This is a genomic window from Serratia sp. szju (genome assembly GCF_044594185.1).
Classification (GTDB): domain Bacteria; phylum Pseudomonadota; class Gammaproteobacteria; order Enterobacterales; family Enterobacteriaceae; genus Serratia; species Serratia bockelmannii.
The window spans coordinates 4,931,106-4,949,499 of record NZ_CP172576.1; the positions used below are offsets into that span (position 1 = coordinate 4,931,106).

Below are 18,394 nucleotides of genomic sequence, written 5' to 3' on the forward strand. Positions count from 1 at the left end.
TGGCGACAAAGCAGCAACAGACACACAACATCCCCTCCTGTTGGTTACGATTTGCACACGGATTATCCGTGAGTCATGTCGTGTGGATTAAAATAAACATCAGGAGATGTTATGAAGTCGTCCTTATTCAGCCGCTATACCTGCTTTGTGCTGAGCATCTTGCTCACCCTGGTTTTCTTGATCATGATGCACAATCATCCGTGGTTCTGGCTGCCGGCCCTGGCCTGCGGTTGCCTGATGGTGCTGGGTATCTACGATCTCACGCAGCAACGCCACGCCATTTGCCGCAACTACCCGATCATCGGCCGCTTGCGCTTCTTCTTCGAGTTCATCCGCCCGGAACTGCGCCAGTATTTCCTCGAGCAGGACAATGAAGAAATCCCGTTTTCGCGCACCCAGCGCACGCTGGTGTATCGCCGGGCGAAAAACGAGATGGGCGACAAGCCGTTCGGCACCCTGCTGGATGTGTACCAAACCGGCTATGAGTGCATCGGCCATTCCATGCGGCCGGTGGAAGCCGCCGATCCGACCAGTTTTCGCGTCACCATCGGCGGCGCCGACTGCCGCCAGCCCTACTCCGCGTCAATCTTCAACATTTCGGCGATGAGCTTCGGCGCGCTCTCCGCCAACGCCATCCGCGCGCTCAACCTCGGCGCGGCCAAAGGCAACTTCTACCACGACACCGGCGAGGGCAGCATCAGCCGCTATCACCGCGAAAACAACGGCGATCTGGTGTGGGAGCTGGGCAGCGGCTATTTCGGCTGCCGCACCGCCGACGGCCATTTCGATCCGCGCCCCTTTGCCGAACAGGCGCAAAGCCCGCAGGTGAAAATGATTGAAATCAAGCTCAGCCAGGGCGCTAAACCCGGCCACGGCGGCATTCTGCCGGCGAAGAAGGTGGATGCGGAAATCGCCGCCACCCGCGGCGTGCCGGAAGGCATGGATTGCATCTCGCCGGCCTCGCACAGCGCCTTCACCACCCCGCTGGAAATGATGCAGTTCATCCAACAGCTGCGCGAGCTGTCAGGTGGCAAACCGGTCGGTTTCAAGCTGTGCATCGGCCACCCGTGGGAGTTCGTCGCCATCGTCAAGGCGATGCTGCACACCCGCATTCTGCCGGACTTTATCGTGGTGGACGGCAAGGAAGGCGGCACCGGCGCCGCGCCGCTCGAACTCTCCAACTATATGGGCATGCCGCTGCGCGAAGGGCTGCTGTTCGTGCATAACACGCTGGTGGGCTGCGGCCTGCGCGACCAAATCAAGATTGGCGCCAGCGGCAAGATCATCAGCGCCTTTGACATCGCCAGCGTGCTGGTGCTCGGCGCCGACTGGGTGAACTCGGCGCGCGGCTTTATGTTCGCCGTCGGCTGCATCCAGTCGCAAAGCTGCCACACCAACCACTGCCCGACCGGCGTCGCGACGCAAGATCCGCTGCGTCAGAAGGCGTTGGTGGTGCCGAACAAGGCGGAGCGCGTCTATCACTTCCATCAAAATACGGTGAAAGCGCTGGCGGACATGCTGGCGGCGGCCGGCGTCAGCCGCCCGGAGCAGCTGACCTCGCACCATATGCTGCGCCGCATCACGCCGACCGAAATCAAGGTGTATGCCGATATCTATTACTACCTGGAGCCGGGCGCGCTGCTGCAGCCGGAGATCAAAAGCGAGTTCTACGCCCGCATGTGGCGCATGGCGACGCCCAACAGTTTCGATCAGGCGATCTCGCTGCCGGCGGCATGATGGGATAAGGGATAAAAAGAGAGTTGCCCCCTCGCCTTGGGGAAGAGCATATGGAGAGGGGTTGCTTGCTACGGCGGCCCTCCCCCTCAACGGCGAGAGGGCGTGTCGGTTACTGCTTGCGCACCGGCGCATCGCCGGCGACGTAGTAGTCGGCGGTGCTGCGCGGCAGCGGCGCACGCTGGCGAATGCGATCGGCGATCTTCTCGGCGATCATGATGGTGGTGGCGTTCAGGTTGCCGGTGATGATCAGCGGCATAATCGACGCATCTACCACCCGCAATCCTTCCATGCCGTGCACCCGGCCCTGGCCGTCGACCACCGCCATCTCATCCTCGCCCATCTTGCACGAGCAGGACGGGTGGAAGGCGGTTTCGGCGTGCTCGCGCACAAAGGCGTCCAGCTGTTCGTCGGTCTGCACGTCCGGCCCTGGGCTTATCTCGCGGCCACGGTATTCGTCCAGGGCCGGCTGCGCCATGATTTCGCGCGTGATGCGGATAGCGTCGCGGAACTCCTGCCAATCCTGTTCAGTCGCCATGTAGTTGAACAGAATGCTCGGGTGCTGACGCGGATCTTTCGATTTCACCTGCACCCGGCCGCGGCTCGGCGAACGCATCGAGCCGACGTGCGCCTGGAAGCCGTGCTCTTTCACCGCGTTGCTGCCGTTATAGTTAATCGCCACCGGCAGGAAGTGATACTGAATGTTCGGCCAGGCGAACTCTGCGCGGCTGCGGATGAAGCCGCCGGCCTCGAACTGGTTGCTGGCGCCGACGCCGGTGCCGTTGAACAGCCACTCCGCACCGATCTTCGGCTGGTTAAACCATTGCAGCGCCGGGTACAGCGACACCGGTTTCTTGCAGGCGTATTGCAGGTACATCTCCAGGTGGTCCTGCAGGTTTTCTCCGACGCCCGGCAGATCGTGCACCACGTTGATGTCCAGGCTTTTCAGCAGCGCCGCCGGGCCGACGCCCGAACGCTGCAGAATTTGCGGCGAGGCGATGGCGCCGGCGCACAGCAGCACTTCGCGGCGCGCTGTGGCGTGAGTCAGCTGATTGCTGTCGCCCTGCAAATACTTGACGCCCACCGCACGCTTGCCGTCGAACACGATATGGTCGGTCAGCGCATGGGTGACGATTTTCAGGTTCGGCCGCGAACGCGCCTGATCCAGATAACCGCGGGCGGTGCTGGCGCGGCGCCCTTTCGGGGTCACGGTGCGATCCATCGGGCCGAAGCCTTCCTGCTGGTAACCGTTCAGATCGTCGGTGCGCGGATAGCCCGCCTGCACGCCGGCTTCCACCATGGCGTGGAACAGTTCGTTGTTACCGGCCTTCGGCGTGGTGACGCTCACCGGGCCATCGCCGCCGTGGTAATCGTTCGGGCCGATATCGCGCGTTTCCGCCTTGCGGAAATACGGCAGGCAGTCCAGATAGGTCCAGTCTTCCAGACCCGGCGCCTTGGCCCAGTTGTCGAAATCCATCGCGTTGCCGCGAATATAACACATGCCGTTGATCAGGGACGAACCGCCCAGCCCTTTGCCGCGGCCGCATTCCATTCGGCGGTTGTTCATGTGCGGCTCAGGATCGGTTTCATACGCCCAGTTATAGCGGCGGCCCTGCAGCGGAAACGCCAGCGCGGCCGGCATCTGAGTACGGAAATCCATCCGGTAATCCGGGCCGCCGGCTTCCAGCAGCAGCACGCTGACGTCGGCGTCCTCGGTCAATCGGGTGGCTAACACGTTGCCGGCGGAACCGGCACCGATAATGATGTAGTCAAATTCCATTCATTATCTCCTTACTTTATAGGCCTGCACGATGCGAAAACGCGAAGCGCTGATCCGAAGCAGGCGGTGTATTTGGCTCTCGAGGAGTGTCGGCCGCAGCCAACGCGGCTGCGGCTCGAAAGGCGACGGGAAGATCAGAATACCGAGGCGTATTCGCCCAGCTCGACCTGCACCGATTTGATCTGGGTGTAGTGCTCCAGCGTGGTCAGGCCGTTTTCGCGGCCGACGCCGGACTGCTTATAGCCGCCGACCGGCATTTCCGCCGCCGACTCGCCCCAGGTGTTGATCCAGCAAATGCCGGCTTCCAACTGATGAATCACGCGGTGTGCGCGGGCCAGATCGTGGGTCACCACACCCGCGGCCAGGCCGAAGGTGGTATCATTGGCGCGGCGCACCACTTCCTCTTCACTCTGGTAGCTGAGAATGCTCATCACCGGCCCGAAGATCTCCTCGCGCACGATTTCCATCTCGTCGCGGCAGTCGCTGAATACCGTCGGCGCCACATAAGCGCCCTTGCCGAATTCGCCATGGGTGACGCGTTCGCCGCCGCACAGCAGGCGCGCGCCGCTGTTCTTGCCGCTTTCGATAAAGCGCAGCACCGACTCCATGTGCGCGAAGCTGACCAGCGGCCCGAAGTTGGTCTGCGGATCGGTCGGATCGCCGAGGCGAATGCGCTTCACGCGTTCGAGGATCTTCGCCTCAAACTGCGCCTGCAGCGCCGCCGGCACAAAGACGCGGGTGCCGTTGGTGCACACCTGGCCGGAGCTGTAGAAGTTGGCCATCATGGCGATATCGGCGGCGCGATCCAGATCGGCGTCGTCGAAGATAATCAGCGGCGACTTGCCGCCCAGCTCCATGGTGACTTCCTTCAGCGTCGAACCCGACGCGTTGGCCATCACCTTCTTGCCGGTTTTCACCCCGCCGGTGAAAGAGACTTTGGCAATGCCCGGATGATCGGTCAGGTACTGCCCCACCTCCGCACCGCTGCCGGTCACCACGTTGAACACGCCGTCCGGCAGGCCGGCTTCGGTGTAGATTTCCGCCAGCTTCAACGCCGTCAACGACGTAACTTCACTCGGCTTGAAGATCATCGCGTTACCCGCCGCCAGCGCCGGCGCGGACTTCCACAGCGCGATTTGAATCGGGTAGTTCCAGGCGCCGATGCCGGCCACCACGCCCAGCGGTTCGCGGCGGGTGTAAACGAACGAAGTGTCGCGCAGCGGGATCTGCTCGCCTTCAATGGCCGGGATCAGGCCGGCGTAGTACTCCAGCACGTCAGCGCCAGTGACGATATCCACCGCGGTGGTTTCCGACATCGCTTTGCCGGTATCCAGCGTTTCCAGCGCCGCCAGTTCATCGTTACGCTCGCGCAGAATATCCACCGCGCGACGCAGGATGCGCGAACGCGCCATCGCCGTCATCGCCGCCCACACCTTCTGCCCGCTGGCCGCGCTGGCCACCGCACGATCGACGTCTTCAGCGCCGGCGGACTGGACTTCAGCCAGAACTTCGCCGTTCGCCGGGTTAATGGCGTTGAAGGTTTTTCCAGCGGTGCTGTCTACATAGGCGCCATGAATATAGAGCTTCTGCAAGCCAAAACGGGACATAGGATCTCCTTGAGTTAGCCTCCGGGCGGCGTTTGCCCCCGGAGTTGGAACGTGATGTATTCGGTCGTGAGCGTCAACGCCTGCGACTGATTGAACGCCGAGCCGCGCAGCGCGCTGCGCAGCCACAGCCCATCGATCAGTGCCGCCAGCCCCTTGGCCGCCAACCGCGCCTGCGGCTGCGGCATAACGCGGCGAAACTCGGCGCACAGGTTGGAATAAAGCCGGCGGCCGTTCACCTGTTGCAGCCGGTTGAGCTGCGGCTGGTGCAGGCTGCTGGCCCAAAAGGCCAGCCAGGTCTTCATCGCCGCGCTGTTGATCTGGCTGTCGTCGAAGTTGCCGGCGACGATCGCCTGCAGCCGCGCCGCCGGGCTGTTATCGGTCAGCGCCTGCAACCGCAGCTTCACCGCCTCGCCCAGATGGCTGATCAGATAGCGCATCGTGGCTTCCAGCAGGCCGTTCTTGTCCTTGAAATAATGGCTGATGATGCCGTTGGAAACGCCGGCCCGCCGCGCGATCTGCGCGATGGTGGCGTCATGCATTCCCACTTCGTTTACCGCGGCGAGCGTGGCATCAATCAACTGCTGCCTTCTGATTGGCTGCATTCCTACCTTTGGCATATTTCGACTCTCACAAAACCGACTTCGGCCTTATCTCAGCGGGCAAATTTCACTGCCGTTTCGCCCGTGATTCAGGTCATCATGAGGACTATTAAACTTTTTTTTGATTGAACGTTCAATAAAAATTGCATATATTTTATTGCCGCCTAGTTAAAAATTTGTACTATCTGGTTGTGGAACTGGCTGATTTTTGTGAGGTAATTAACGAATCTGACCAAAATCAGTGGCTGTAAGCGGTTCCCGCCACGAAGCGCTCCGGTGCTTCAGCAACAGGCGAAAGCGGCGTTTTTCAGGCCATTCCCATGGGGATGGTCGCCGCCTTCATTCGCCCGTTTTCCGGCGGCGCCAACGCGCCCCGAAATGCGGAGCGGCACGATTTTACTCAGTTCAGAGGATGACGATGACAACACGCGAAACCTCCTCCAAACCGCAGCAGGACCGCCTCAACCCTGTGGTTTTCTTCACCTCGGCGGGGCTGATCCTGGCCTTCTCGCTGATGACCATCTTTTTCACCGACTTCTCAGGGCAGTGGATCACCCGCACGCTGAATTGGGTGTCGACCACCTTCGGTTGGTACTACCTGCTGGCGGCGACGCTGTACATCGTGTTCGTGGTGTTTATCGCCGCCTCGCGCTTCGGTTCCATCAAGCTCGGGCCGGAACAGTCCAAACCGGAGTTCAGCCTGATGAGTTGGGCGGCGATGCTGTTCGCCGCCGGCATCGGCATCGACCTGATGTTCTTCTCGGTCGCCGAGCCGGTGACCCAGTACATGATGCCGCCGGAAGGCGACGCGCAAACGCTGGAGGCCGCGCGCCAGGCGATGGTCTGGACGCTGTTCCACTACGGCCTGACCGGCTGGTCGATGTATGCGCTGATGGGCATCGCCCTCGGCTACTTCAGCTATCGCTACAATCTGCCGCTGACCATCCGCTCGGCGCTGTACCCGATCTTCGGTAAGCGCATCAACGGCCCGATCGGCCACAGCGTGGACATCGCCGCGGTGCTCGGCACCATCTTCGGCATCGCCACCACGCTGGGCATCGGCGTGGTGCAGCTCAACTACGGCCTTAAGGTGCTGTTCGAGATCCCAGAAAACCTGACGGTGCAGGGCTCGCTGATCCTGCTGTCGGTGATTATGGCCACCATCTCGGTGACTTCCGGCGTCAACAAGGGCATCCGCATCCTGTCCGAGCTAAACGTGCTGCTGGCGCTGGGCCTGATCCTGTTCGTGCTGTTCTTCGGCGACACCGAGTTCCTGCTCAACGCGCTGGTGCTCAACGTCGGCGATTACGTCAACCGCTTTATGGGCATGACGCTCAACAGCTTCGCCTTCGATCGGCCGGTGGAGTGGATGAACAACTGGACGCTGTTCTTCTGGGCCTGGTGGGTGGCGTGGTCGCCGTTCGTCGGCCTGTTCCTGGCGCGCATCTCGCGCGGGCGCACCATTCGTCAGTTCGTGGTCGGCACGCTGATCATACCGTTCGTGTTTACCCTGCTGTGGCTGTCTATCTTCGGCAACAGCGCGCTGTACCAGATCATCCACGGCAACGCCGAGTTTGCTCAGGAAGTGATGCAGTTCCCGGAACGCGGCTTCTACAGCCTGCTGGCGCAATACCCCGGCTTCACCTTCAGCGCCTCGGTGGCCACCATCACCGGCCTGCTGTTCTACGTCACCTCGGCGGACTCTGGCTCGCTGGTGCTGGGTAACTTCACCTCGCGCCTGGCCGATATCAATAATGATGCACCGAACTGGCTGCGGATTTTCTGGTCGGTGGCCATCGGCCTGCTGACCATCGGCATGCTGATGACCGACGGCGTACCGGCGCTGCAGAAAACCACGGTGATCATGGGCCTGCCGTTCAGCTTCGTGATCTTCTTCGTGATGGCCGGGCTGTATAAATCGCTGCGGGTGGAAGACTACCGCAAGGCCAGCGCGCTCAGCACCCTGGCGCCGGTGCCGGTCTCCAGCCACGATGTGCTCAATTGGAAACAGCGTCTGTCGCGGGTGATGAACTACCCGGGCACGCAGTACACGCAGAAAATGCTGGATAAGGTCTGCCGCCCGGCGATGCAGGACGTGGCGCGCGAGCTGGAGTTGCGCGGCGCGAAAGTGGAGTTCAGCGAAGTGCCGCCGACCGAAGACGAGCGCCTGAACCACCTGGAACTGCTGGTGCACCTGGGCGAGGAACAGAACTTCATCTATCAGATCTGGCCGATGCGCTACTCGGTGCCGGGCTTCACCTACCGCGCCCGCTCCGGTAAATCGCACTACTACCGGCTGGAAACCTTCCTGATGGAAGGCACCCAGGGCAACGACCTGATGGACTACAGCAAGGAACAGGTGATTGGTGACATTCTCGACCAGTACGAGAAGCACCTGAACTTCCTGCACATTCATCGCGAGGCGCCGGGGGGCACCCTGACCTTCCCGGATATGTGACGGTCGAGAAATAACCAGAGGGCGTAGCCAGGCTACGCCCTTTTTTATGCCTGCTCAGCCGGCAAATCGGCCTTCAGCAGCACCAGGGAGCCGGCCAGCAACACCAGATCCTTGATTAAAAAACTGGTGGCCCCGGCCATGGCGGGAAAACCGCCGGCGGAGGGCTCCCAGGCACCCGGCGTGGAAAAGATCAGCGTCAGCGTGGTCAGGTAGGTCACCGTCGATCCGATCGCCCCCAGCAAACCCAGCCGCCGCGACCAGAACCCCGCCAGCAACAGTAAACCGAAGCTCCATTCGGCGACGCCCAATGCATAACTGGCGCCGCGAATGCCGAACGCCTGATGCATCCAGCTCAGCAGCGGGCTGTTGCCGATCAGAGGCACTAACCCCTGCGCTTCGTAATCAAACCATTTGGCGTAGCCGAAGGCGGCGAAGATCACCACCAACGCCGCACGCATAAAGATAACGTCCCCGTTCGAGCGCCGAAAGCGCCGCAGCCATGTCGCCAGCATCATCCTCTCTCCTTATGTTGCCCGCGGCCGCCGCGGTTTGCCGCTTGCGACCGCGGGGTGCGGCGGCTTAGTGCCCCATCGCGTCCTTTTTCATCTCGTCTTTCTTCATACCGTCTTTGGCCATACCGTCTTTCGCCATACCCTCTTTTTTCATGGCGTCTTTGCCCATTTTGTCTTTCTTCATGCAGTCCTTGCCCATGCACTCTTTCTTCATCCCATCTTTCGCCATGCCGTCGTGCGACATCTGGCTCATGCCGTCCTTTTTCATCGCGTCTTTGCTCATGCCGTCCGCGGCGTTGGCGCCGGCCACACCCAGCATCAGCGCGCTGCACATCATCATTGCGAATAACTTTTTCATGGTATTTCCTTCCGTCATGTCAAAGGCACCGGAGTGCCGGAGAATGGCCGGCGGCCGCCTCAGCTGCCGCCAAACCAGTTGTAACCCTGATCTTCCCAGTAACCGCCCGGGAAGCGGTTGGTGACCTCGATCACCTGAATGTGCTTCGGATTCTTGTAGCCCAGCTTGGTCGGCATGCGCAGCTTCATCGGATAGCCGTACTTACGCGGCAAGATCTGGCCGTCGTAGGTCAGCGCGATAATCGTCTGCGGATGCAGCGCGGTGGCCATGTCGATGCTGGTGTAGTAGTCATCGGCGCATTTGAAGCTGACGTAGCGGGCGCTCAGATCCGCGCCGATCGCCTTGAGAAAGGTAGCGAACGGCACACCGCCCCACTTGCCGATGGCGCTCCAACCCTCAACGCAAATATGGCGCGTCACCTGGCTGACCTGCGCCATCCGATGCAGCTGCGGCAGGCTCCAGGCGCGCTTGTCCTGCACCAACCCCGCCACTTCCAGCCGATAGTCGTCGCCGTTGATATCCGGCGCGTCCTCCTCGGCGTAAAAGGCGTTGAACGGGAACGGCCGGGTGATCATCAATTCCGGGTAGACCGGCGCCAGGCGATCGCCGTTGAACAGCCAGCCCTGCACCCGATCATTGAGGCGCGACATGCGGCTTAGCGCCTGCTCGACGTTGGCGTTGTCGCTGAGATCGCAGCCGGTGAGCATGGCGATGCCGCCCAGCGTCAGACCATTGCGCAAAAAGCGGCGGCGCGAAGGCGCGCTCAACAGCCGCTGCGCTTCTTTGACGATCGCCTGCCCTTCGCCGATCGTCATGATCTGTTTATCCTTTTTCATCGTGAACTCCTTAACGTCCGCGCAGCATAGCCAGCAGCGTCCGCGGCACCAGCGCCACCATCACCAGGTGGATCGCGACGAAGGCCACCAGCGCCGACATGGCGAAAAAGTGGATATAACGCGCCACCTCATAGCCACCGAGCAGCGTGCGCAGCAGCGGAAACTGCACCGATTTCCACAGCACCAGCCCGGACAGCGCGCTCAGCACGCCGAGGATCATCACCGACAGATAGGCCACGCGCTGCACCATGTTGTAGTGGCGCAGATCGGCATGCTGCAGCCTGCCGCGCAGCGCCGCGCCTATATCGGCGAGAAACTGTTTCGGACTGAGCGGCCAATACTTGCGTTTGAAGCGCCCGCTGGTGAGGTTCAGCAGCAGGTAGCACAGCCCGTTGATGCCAAACAGCCACATGCCGGCAAAGTGCCACTGCAGCGCGCCGCCCAACCAGCCCCCGAGCGTCAGCTCGTTGAAAAAGCTGAAGTTGAACAGCGGCGAAGCGTTGTAGATGCGCCAGCCGCTGGTCACCATGATCAGCATCGCCAGCGCATTCAGCCAATGCGTCAACCGCAGCCACAGCGGATGTACGGTCTGTCGTTGTTCCGGAGTGAGAGTGAGGCTCATAACGATTCCTGCCAGCTAACGATGCGATGAGTCGAGTATTCCCCGGATTTGTTCCCCAAGACCTCACGCAAAGTTAAATAAAATGTGATAACTCCACCGGTGGGGGTTGTGTAGACTTCAGAGAGGATCGGGCAATCAGCGGTAATGAGAATGGACAAGCCAAAACGAATTTTGATCGTCGAGGACGACGGCGACATCGCCGAGCTGCTGCAGCTGCATCTGCGTGACGAGGGTTACGCCATCAGCCACGCCGCCGACGGCAATCAGGGCATGGCGATGCTGGAACAGGGCGGCTGGGATGCCCTCATCCTCGATCTGATGCTGCCGGGCGTGGACGGATTGGAGATTTGCCGCCGGGCGCGCACCATGACGCGCTACACGCCGATCATCATCACCAGCGCGCGCTCCAGCGAGGTGCACCGCGTGCTGGGGCTGGAGCTGGGCGCCGATGACTATCTGGCCAAACCCTTCTCCATGCTGGAGCTGGTGGCTCGAGTCAAGGCGCTGTTTCGCCGCCAGGAGGCGATGAGCCGCAACCTGCGCATGGACGCCGGCGTGCTCAGCTTCAACGATCTGACCATCGACCCCATCGCCCGCGAAGTGCACCTGCATCAGCAGCCGGTCGAGCTGACGCCGCGCGAATTCGACCTGCTGTACTTTTTCGCCCGCCATCCGGGCCAGGTGTTCTCGCGCCTCAGCCTGTTGAATCAGGTCTGGGGCTATCAGCACGAAGGGTATGAGCACACCGTCAACACCCATATCAACCGGCTGCGCATCAAGATCGAGCGCAATCCGGCGGAACCCGAGCGCATCCTCACGGTGTGGGGCATGGGCTATAAATTCGCGGCCACGCCGCATGAGTGAGCCATGAAAAACCTTACGTTAGCGCAACGCCTCACGCTGATCTTCACGCTGCTGATCGTCATCGGCTGCGCCTTTTCCGGCTGGATGCAGGTACGCAGCAGCACCCAGTACAGCCAGGCAGTGATCCAGCGCCTGTCAGGCAACCTGGCGCAGCATATCGCCGACAGCAATCCGCTGCAGGGAGTGAACGGGCCGGATCCGCAGGCGGTGCATACCCTATTCGACCAGCTGATGGCGGTGAACCCCAGCGTGGAGGTTTACCTGCTCGACAAACAGGGCGCGATTATCGGCAATGCCGCGCCGGCCGGGCATCTGAAGCGGCAGCGGGTCGCGCTGGCGCCGCTGCAGGCGCTGCTCGATGGCGCGCAGATGCCGGTGTATGGCGACGATCCGCGCAGCGCGGACGGGCGCAAGGTGTTCAGCGTCGCGCCGCTGAAGGTCGACGGCCGGGTCGAAGGCTATCTGTACGTGGTCTTGCTCGGCGAAGAGTACACGGCGCTGGCCAGCAACGCCCAGTTCAACTCGGCGGTCAGGATGGCGCTGTGGACTTCTGGGTTGATGGTGCTGTTCAGCCTGCTGGCCGGCGGTTTCGCGTTTTATTGGGTAACGCGCCCGATCCGTCGCCTGACCCGGCAGGTCAGCGCGCTGGACAGCGGCGGCATCGAAGCGGTGCAGGCCTACGCGGCGCTGCCGGCGGTACGGGCCGGGCGCGACGAAGTCAGCCAGCTGCAACAGGCCTTCCACCGCATGGCGCAGCGCCTGGCCGAACAATGGCAAACGCTGGCGCAGCAGGATCGGCTGCGGCGTGAATTCATCGCCAACGTCTCGCACGATCTGCGCACCCCGCTCACTTCGCTGCACGGCTATCTGGAGACGCTGTCGGTTAAGGCCGCCACCCTGAGCGAAGCCGATCGGCGGCGCTATCTGGAGATCGCGCTGGCGCAAAGCCGCAAGGTGGGCAAGCTGGCGCAGGAGCTGTTCGAGCTGGCTCGATTAGAGTATGGCGTGGTGAAGCCGCAGAAAGAGCCCTTCTCCCTCAGCGAGCTGTTGCAGGACGTGTTCCAGAAGTTCGAGCTGGCGGCAGAGGCGCGCAACCAGCGGCTGCACGCCGACATCGCTCCCGGCATTCCGCCGGTGTTCGCCGATCTCAGCATGATTGAGCGGGTGCTGACCAACCTGTTGGACAACGCCATTCGCCATACGCCGCCCGGCGGCGACATCGGCGTGCGGCTGTGGCGGCAGGAAGACCAGGTAATGGTGCAGGTCAGCGACAGCGGCCCCGGCATTCCGCAGACGCTGCGCGCCGATCTGTTCGTGCGCCCGTCTGTCCTGAGCGGCGCCCGGCGCCCTTCCGGCGGACTGGGGTTGATGATCGTGCGGCGTATTCTGCAGCTGCACGACAGCGATATTCAGCTGATCGAACAAGCGCAAAGCGGCGCCTGCTTCCGCTTCGCCATTCCGCCGCGTTAACACGGCACAACGGTTATTGTGCGATCGGGAACCGCAGGCTGAAGAGGATGTTGGCGACAGGCGCGCGCCCGATACATTCGGCGCGCACCTCACCGCCGTGCAGCGTCATGATGGCGCGCACGATAGACAGCCCCAGCCCACTGGCATGATTGCCGGCGCTGCGTGCGGGATCGGCGCGATAGAAACGATCGAACAGTTTTTCCAACTGTGCCGGCGCGATCGGCGGCCCCTGATTGATGACCTGCACCCACCAGGCATCGGCGCGCCGTTCAGCCCGCAGGACGATCAGGCTGTTTTCGTCGGCATAACGCACCGCGTTGGCCACCAGGTTGCTCAGCGCCCGCTGGAACAACATCGCGTCCGCCTCCAGCGCGCCTTCCCCTTCGCAGCTCAACGCAATGCCGCGTTCTTCCGCCAGCCCTTCGAAATAATCCGCCACCCGCCGCAGCTCCAGCGCCACATCCAGGCGGCTGTAGTTCAGCGCAGACTGCGCCTCGCCGGCGCGCGCCAGAAACAGAATGTTTTCCACCATGCGGGAAATGCGCTCCAGCTCATCCATATTGTTCGACAGCAGGGTTTCGTACTCCTCCACGCTGCGGGGCTGGTAAAGCGCCACCTGGCACTGGCCCATCAACGCCCCTACCGGCGTGCGGATCTCATGGGCCAGATCGGCGGAAAATTGCGTCAGCCGCTGATAGCCTTCATTCAACCGATCGAGCATCGCATTGAACGAACGGGTCAGCTGCTGCAACTCCTTCGGCGCCCCCTGCTCGCTGAGGCGTGTCGACAGCGTATTGGGCGCAATCTGCGACGCCTGCGCCGCCATGCGCCATAACGGCTTCAATCCCCGCCGCATGACCCCATAGCCCAGCAGCGCAATCAGCAGGAAAGCCACCGCGACCGCCGCGACGATGCGCCACAGGTAACGCGCCAGCATCTTCTGCTCGTTGGCCATCACGTGCGCGGCGGAGATCTGCAACAGGCTGCCGTCTTCCAGACGCACCATCGCCGAAGCGGCGCGCAGCGGCACCCCCTGCGCCGTTTCTCCGCCGCGTATGGCGGCCAACGTCTGCGCCTGTTCAGGCGGCGTCGGCGCGATCGGCGGCAGGGCCACCCTGGCGGAGTTCACGTTGATGAGCGGTTTTTGCCCCGGGATTTGGAAAATCAGCACGTCCTGTTCATTGCCCAGCATGTTTTCAAACAGGCCGTTATTGGCAGTCAGGCGCGCCAAAGGAAAGCGCTGCCCCAGTAAATGGCGGAAATACTCTACGCGCCCGGTCACCTGCAGATCGCTGCGCAGCGTCATTTCCTGGCGCATGGCGCTAAACAGATACCCGCCTGTCCCGCTCACCACCAACGCGGCCACCAGCGCGAACAGCGTAGCGGTGCGCAGCGTCAGCGACACCGGCCGACGTGACGTGCGCCCGCTCACGAGCGTGGCTCGCAGACATAGCCGATGCCGCGCACGCTGTGGATCAGCTTGACGTCGAACGGCCGGTCGATTTTGGCGCGCAGGCGTTTGATCGCCACGTCAACCACATTGGTGTCGCTGTCAAAATTCATGTCCCACACCTGAGAGGCGATCTGCGTACGCGACAGCACTTCGCCCTCGCGCCGCACCAGCAGGTGCAGCAGCATGAATTCCTTGTTGGTCAACGGGATCACCTGATCCTGGCGCACCGCCCGGCGGCGCAGCACGTCCAGCTGCAGATCGGCGATAGCGTAATGATCGGCTTCGCGCGCCGGCCCGCGGCGCAGCAAGGTGCGTAAACGCAGCACCAGCTCGGTAAAGGAAAACGGCTTGATAAGATAGTCGTCCGCGCCCAGCTCCAGGCCGTGGATGCGATCCTGCACGCCATCACGGGCGGTGAGAAACAGGATCGGCACGTCGCTTTTCTTGCGCAATACCTCGATGATCTGCCAACCGTCCAGCCCCGGCAGCATCACATCGAGCACGATCGCATCGTAGTCCTGCTCCAACGCGCGAAACAGCCCGTCGGTGCCGGTGCGCGCCAAATCGACGCCGTAGCCCGCTTCCCCCAGCCCTTTCTTCAGGTAATCCCCTGTGCCGATATCGTCTTCAACTACCAGTATTCGCATGCTCACCACCTCGTTACGTCTGCAAAAATACTAGCAGCTTCGGCGGACAAACTTGATGACATTAATGTCATCAAACGGCCATGGCGCTGACCCAGTAGGTCAACCATGCTTAACCGGCAAACTCATTTCAGGAGAACGTTATGATTACCCGTCATTGTATAGCCGGTTTACTGTTGTCCACGTTACTGCTTTCCAGCGGATTGGCCGCCGCCGCCCAACCGCCGGGCAAGGTGATTGCGCCGCTGCGCGGCACCATCACGCAGGTTGCCGACGGCAATCTGCAGCTGACCGACCGCAAGGGCGAGACACTCAGCGTCAAGCTGAACGATCAGACCAAAGTGCTCAGCGTTTCCAAAGCCACGCTGGACGATATCAAACCGGACAGCTTTATCGGCACCGCCGCCGTGCCGCAGCCGGACGGCACGCTCAAAGCGCTGGAAGTGCACGTGTTCGCCGCCAGCCTGCGCGGCACCGGCGAAGGGCACTCGGCCTGGGAATCCGCCGACGGCAAAGTGGACACCATGACCAACGGCACCGTCGGTAAACTGGTGAAATCCAACGGCCGCACCCTGACCGTCACCTACGGCAACCAGCAGAAAACCGTCGTCGTGCCGGAAGACGTGCCGATCGTGACGCTGGATCCGGGCGATCTGAGCCAGCTGAAACCGGGCGTGCACATCGTGCTGTTCTCCGCCGCCGACGATAAGGGCGAACGCATCGCCACCCGCATTTCCGCCGGCAAAGACGGCACTGTGCCGCCGATGTAACCGGAGGAAAGCCATGAAGACCAACGCGTCGCCGCCGGTGCATCGCTGGCCGGTTCGAATCACTCATTGGATCAACCTGTTCGCCATGGTGTGCATGTTCATGAGCGGTTGGGAAATCTACAACGCCTCGCCGCTGTTCGATTTCCGCTTTCCGCCGCAGATGACGCTGGGCGGTTGGCTGGGCGGCGCGATTGGTTGGCATTTGGCGGTGATGTGGCTATTGGCGCTCAACGCCGTCTGCTATCTGTTGTGGAGCCTGTTCAGCGGTCATTTTCGCCGCGATCTGTTGCCGCTTCGCCTCGGCGCGCTGCGGCAGGATATCTGGCTGGCGTTGACGCTGCGCCTGCGCCACCGGCATGGCCGCTATAACGCCATTCAGAAACTGATGTACCTCGGCGTACTGGCGCTGGGGCTATTACTGGTGCTGTCCGGCCTGGCGATTTGGAAGCCGGTTCAGCTGCAGGGATTGGTCGCCCTGTTTGGCGGCTTCGATTTCGCGCGCTACGTGCATTTCTTCGCCATGGCCGGCATTGGCCTGTTTGTGGCGATCCACGTCTTTATGGTGGCTGTCGTGCCCAAAACCCTGTGGGCGATGATAACGGGTGGCAAACATGAATGAGAAAAAACCGCGGGCAACCGCGCCAAAACTGGAACCGGACCAAAAAAAGCAGCTGGTCAATCTGCAGCGCCGCCTGATGTTGCGCTCCGGGCTGACACTGGGCGGCATCGCCATGCTCACCGGTTGCAACCTGCAAGACGGCGATCGGGTGGATAAGGTGCTGTGGGCCATGTCACGCTGGAACGACCGGGTGCAGGCCTGGCTGTTCAGCGGCCAGCGGCTGGCGCAAACTTACCGGCCGGACCAGATCACCCACCCTTTCCCCTTCAACGCGTTTTACCCGGAATACAACGTCCCCGAGATCGATCTCGCCGGCTACCGGCTTGAAGTCGCGGGGAAAGTGGAGAAAAAAGCGCCCTGGACGCTGGAACAGCTGCAGCGGCTGCCGCAGCAAAGCCAGATCACGCGTCTGATCTGCATTGAGGGCTGGAGCGCCATTGGTCAATGGGGAGGCGTGCCGCTGCGCACCTTTCTGCAGCACGTCGGCGCGGATCTGAATGCCGGTTACGTCGGCTTCAAATGCGCCGATCGTTACTACGCCAGCCTCGACATGGCCACCGCGCTGCACCCGCAGACCATCTTGGCGCTGGATTTCGGCGGCAAGGCGCTGCCGGCTGACTATGGCTACCCGTTGCGGCTGCGCGTGCCGACCAAACTGGGGTTCAAAAACGCCAAACATATCGCCGCGATCTTCGTCAGCGACGTCAATCCAGGCGGGTATTGGGAAGATCAGGGCTACAACTGGTTCAGCGGCATTTAGTTTTGCGCGGCGCTGCGCACAACTTTCATCGGCGGCTGGAGGATCTTCTCCGCTGCGATTATTGGTTTTCAGCGTACCGCTCAGGCCAGCGTTAGCCAGAATTTACGACTCGCTCTTGAAAAAACACGCGCATCGCGTACATTATTTGTACAACCAAGCGCTTATTGAGGACGGATTATATGTCATCGAAATCCCGCCTGTTAACGGCAGAATCCCACCCAATCCCTATGAGCATGAAGGAACGGCACCAAAAAGAGATGCAAGCCTTCCACGAAGAATGGGCTGAACAAAGGCGCCGCGAATGGCGTGAACGCGGCGGCGTTGAAGCCAGTGAACCGCCCGCACGTAGCATCGATACCGAACTTTCATCCTGATTCCGGTTCGTCCTTATTCTTCTTCTCCCGCCGTCAGCAATGCAATCCCCGCTTGCTCAATGGCCTCCCGCGCGGCGGCGGGCAACCCCTCGTCGGTAATGACAGCGTCAAAGGCAGCAATCGGCAGCGCCAGGTAGGTCGCGACCTTGCCGTATTTGGACGTATCGCTGAGCAGAATGCGGCGGCGGCTGGCCTCGACGATGGCCTTCTTCACCATCACCTTGTCTTCGTTCGGCGTCGACAGGCCGCGCATGCTCCACGAAGAGGCGGAGATAAACGCCAGATCGATAAACAGACCGCGCAGCGCCTGCGCCGCCGCTTCGCCAACGCAGGAACGGTTTTCCCGGCACACGGTGCCGCCGGTGTGGATGATTCGGCACTGGCTATGCTCTATCAGGAACCCGGCGATGACAAAGTCGTTGGTCACCACCGTCAAATCTTCACGTTCACCGATCTGTTTCGCCAGCGCCAGCGTGGTGGTACCGGCATCCAGATAAATACAGCTGTTGGCGGGAATTTGCCGCGCCGCCAGCCGGCCAATGGCGATTTTCTGCCGGCTGAACATCCCTTCTTTGGCCTGGTGCGAAGGTTCGCTTGCCACCCGCTCAGGCGCCTGCACGCCGCCCGAGACCGACTGCACCGCGCCCTGTTCCTCCAGCTTTTGCAAATCGCGGCGGATTGTCATGTGCGACACCCCCAGCCGTTCGGTCAGCTCGGCAATGCTGACGACGCCGCGTTCGGATACCAGCGCAAGAATTTGTTGATGGCGTTCTACAGGTATCACGGTTCCCTCTCGTTGCTGCGGTGATAATAATTGTGATTTTACGTCAATTTTCGTTCGCCGATAGCCCTAATTTTTCGCGGCGTGACGGCGAGCGCAGTTAGGTCAGGTAAACATAATCTTATTTAAAAACATAATAGTAATGTTGATACG

At 61.5% G+C, this 18,394-nt stretch carries 18 protein-coding genes; 8 read left to right on the forward strand and 10 right to left on the reverse strand.

What is annotated here, in order from left to right; translation table 11 throughout:
- The first annotated feature begins 111 nt into the window (after positions 1-111).
- The gene (locus tag RE418_RS23340) at positions 112-1,737 is read left to right on the forward strand and encodes an FMN-binding glutamate synthase family protein (RefSeq protein WP_089180692.1); all 1,626 of its coding nucleotides are present in this window, start codon (positions 112-114) and stop codon (positions 1,735-1,737) included.
- A gap of 109 nt (positions 1,738-1,846) precedes the next feature.
- Here RE418_RS23340 and betA read toward each other — a convergent pair whose 3' ends face one another.
- The 3 genes from betA to betI form a co-directional block, all read right to left on the reverse strand.
- Positions 1,847-3,514: a choline dehydrogenase gene (gene betA / locus RE418_RS23345; RefSeq protein ID WP_049295261.1), complete on the reverse strand. Its 1,668-nt coding sequence runs from the start codon at positions 3,512-3,514 to the stop codon at positions 1,847-1,849.
- A 134-nt stretch (positions 3,515-3,648) separates the two neighbouring features.
- Positions 3,649-5,121, reverse strand: coding sequence for a betaine-aldehyde dehydrogenase (betB, locus tag RE418_RS23350; RefSeq protein ID WP_025302110.1), 1,473 nt, complete (start codon positions 5,119-5,121; stop codon positions 3,649-3,651).
- Positions 5,122-5,135: 14 nt separating this feature from the next.
- A complete protein-coding gene (gene betI / locus RE418_RS23355) occupies positions 5,136-5,738 on the reverse strand; it encodes a transcriptional regulator BetI (protein WP_025302109.1) in 603 nt (200 codons plus the stop codon).
- Positions 5,739-6,138: 400 nt separating this feature from the next.
- On the opposite strand from betI, the gene RE418_RS23360 reads away from it, so the two are divergent.
- Positions 6,139-8,178, forward strand: coding sequence for a choline transporter (locus tag RE418_RS23360; RefSeq protein ID WP_004939112.1), 2,040 nt, complete (start codon positions 6,139-6,141; stop codon positions 8,176-8,178).
- 44 nt (positions 8,179-8,222) lie between these two features.
- Here the strand turns inward: RE418_RS23360 and RE418_RS23365 are convergent, their stop codons facing one another.
- From RE418_RS23365 to RE418_RS23380, 4 genes are all read right to left on the reverse strand, one after another.
- Positions 8,223-8,693, reverse strand: a complete 471-nt coding sequence (locus tag RE418_RS23365) for a YkgB family protein (RefSeq protein WP_004939115.1) — start codon at positions 8,691-8,693, stop codon at positions 8,223-8,225.
- 64 nt (positions 8,694-8,757) lie between these two features.
- A complete protein-coding gene (locus RE418_RS23370) occupies positions 8,758-9,048 on the reverse strand; it encodes a pentapeptide MXKDX repeat protein (RefSeq protein ID WP_025302107.1) in 291 nt (96 codons plus the stop codon).
- Between the two features lie 59 nt (positions 9,049-9,107).
- Entirely contained in the window at positions 9,108-9,884 is a 777-nt protein-coding gene (locus RE418_RS23375; RefSeq protein WP_089180690.1) for a molybdopterin-dependent oxidoreductase, read from the reverse strand.
- Between the two features lie 10 nt (positions 9,885-9,894).
- A complete protein-coding gene (locus RE418_RS23380; RefSeq protein ID WP_089180689.1) occupies positions 9,895-10,506 on the reverse strand; it encodes a cytochrome b/b6 domain-containing protein in 612 nt (203 codons plus the stop codon).
- Between the two features lie 150 nt (positions 10,507-10,656).
- Here RE418_RS23380 and RE418_RS23385 point away from each other — a divergent pair, with 150 nt between their 5' ends.
- Together RE418_RS23385 and RE418_RS23390 are read left to right on the forward strand one after the other, a co-directional pair.
- Positions 10,657-11,370, forward strand: coding sequence for a response regulator transcription factor (locus tag RE418_RS23385; protein WP_043137136.1), 714 nt, complete (start codon positions 10,657-10,659; stop codon positions 11,368-11,370).
- 3 nt (positions 11,371-11,373) lie between these two features.
- The gene (locus RE418_RS23390; RefSeq protein ID WP_089180688.1) at positions 11,374-12,840 is read left to right on the forward strand and encodes an ATP-binding protein; all 1,467 of its coding nucleotides are present in this window, start codon (positions 11,374-11,376) and stop codon (positions 12,838-12,840) included.
- A gap of 13 nt (positions 12,841-12,853) precedes the next feature.
- Here the strand turns inward: RE418_RS23390 and RE418_RS23395 are convergent, their stop codons facing one another.
- Positions 12,854-14,272 (reverse strand): heavy metal sensor histidine kinase, encoded by a 1,419-nt coding sequence (locus RE418_RS23395; RefSeq protein WP_089180687.1) that lies wholly within the window; start codon positions 14,270-14,272, stop codon positions 12,854-12,856.
- Positions 14,269-14,940, reverse strand: a complete 672-nt coding sequence (locus RE418_RS23400; RefSeq protein WP_021504273.1) for a heavy metal response regulator transcription factor — start codon at positions 14,938-14,940, stop codon at positions 14,269-14,271. Before RE418_RS23400 ends, RE418_RS23395 begins: the two co-directional genes overlap by 4 nt.
- Positions 14,941-15,080: 140 nt before the next feature.
- Here RE418_RS23400 and RE418_RS23405 point away from each other — a divergent pair, with 140 nt between their 5' ends.
- From RE418_RS23405 to RE418_RS23420, 4 genes are all read left to right on the forward strand, one after another.
- Positions 15,081-15,707, forward strand: a complete 627-nt coding sequence (locus tag RE418_RS23405; RefSeq protein ID WP_089180686.1) for a hypothetical protein — start codon at positions 15,081-15,083, stop codon at positions 15,705-15,707.
- 13 nt (positions 15,708-15,720) lie between these two features.
- Complete coding sequence (locus RE418_RS23410; protein ID WP_049203409.1) at positions 15,721-16,326, forward strand: cytochrome b/b6 domain-containing protein; 606 nt, start codon at positions 15,721-15,723, stop codon at positions 16,324-16,326.
- Positions 16,319-17,086, forward strand: coding sequence for a molybdopterin-dependent oxidoreductase (locus RE418_RS23415; RefSeq protein WP_025302099.1), 768 nt, complete (start codon positions 16,319-16,321; stop codon positions 17,084-17,086). The genes RE418_RS23410 and RE418_RS23415 overlap by 8 nt, the downstream gene beginning before the upstream one ends.
- A gap of 179 nt (positions 17,087-17,265) precedes the next feature.
- Complete coding sequence (locus RE418_RS23420; protein WP_154219752.1) at positions 17,266-17,460, forward strand: hypothetical protein; 195 nt, start codon at positions 17,266-17,268, stop codon at positions 17,458-17,460.
- A gap of 13 nt (positions 17,461-17,473) precedes the next feature.
- Here the strand turns inward: RE418_RS23420 and ygbI are convergent, their stop codons facing one another.
- A complete protein-coding gene (gene ygbI / locus RE418_RS23425) occupies positions 17,474-18,244 on the reverse strand; it encodes a DNA-binding transcriptional repressor YgbI (RefSeq protein WP_025302098.1) in 771 nt (256 codons plus the stop codon).
- Between the last annotated feature and the right edge of the window lie 150 nt (positions 18,245-18,394).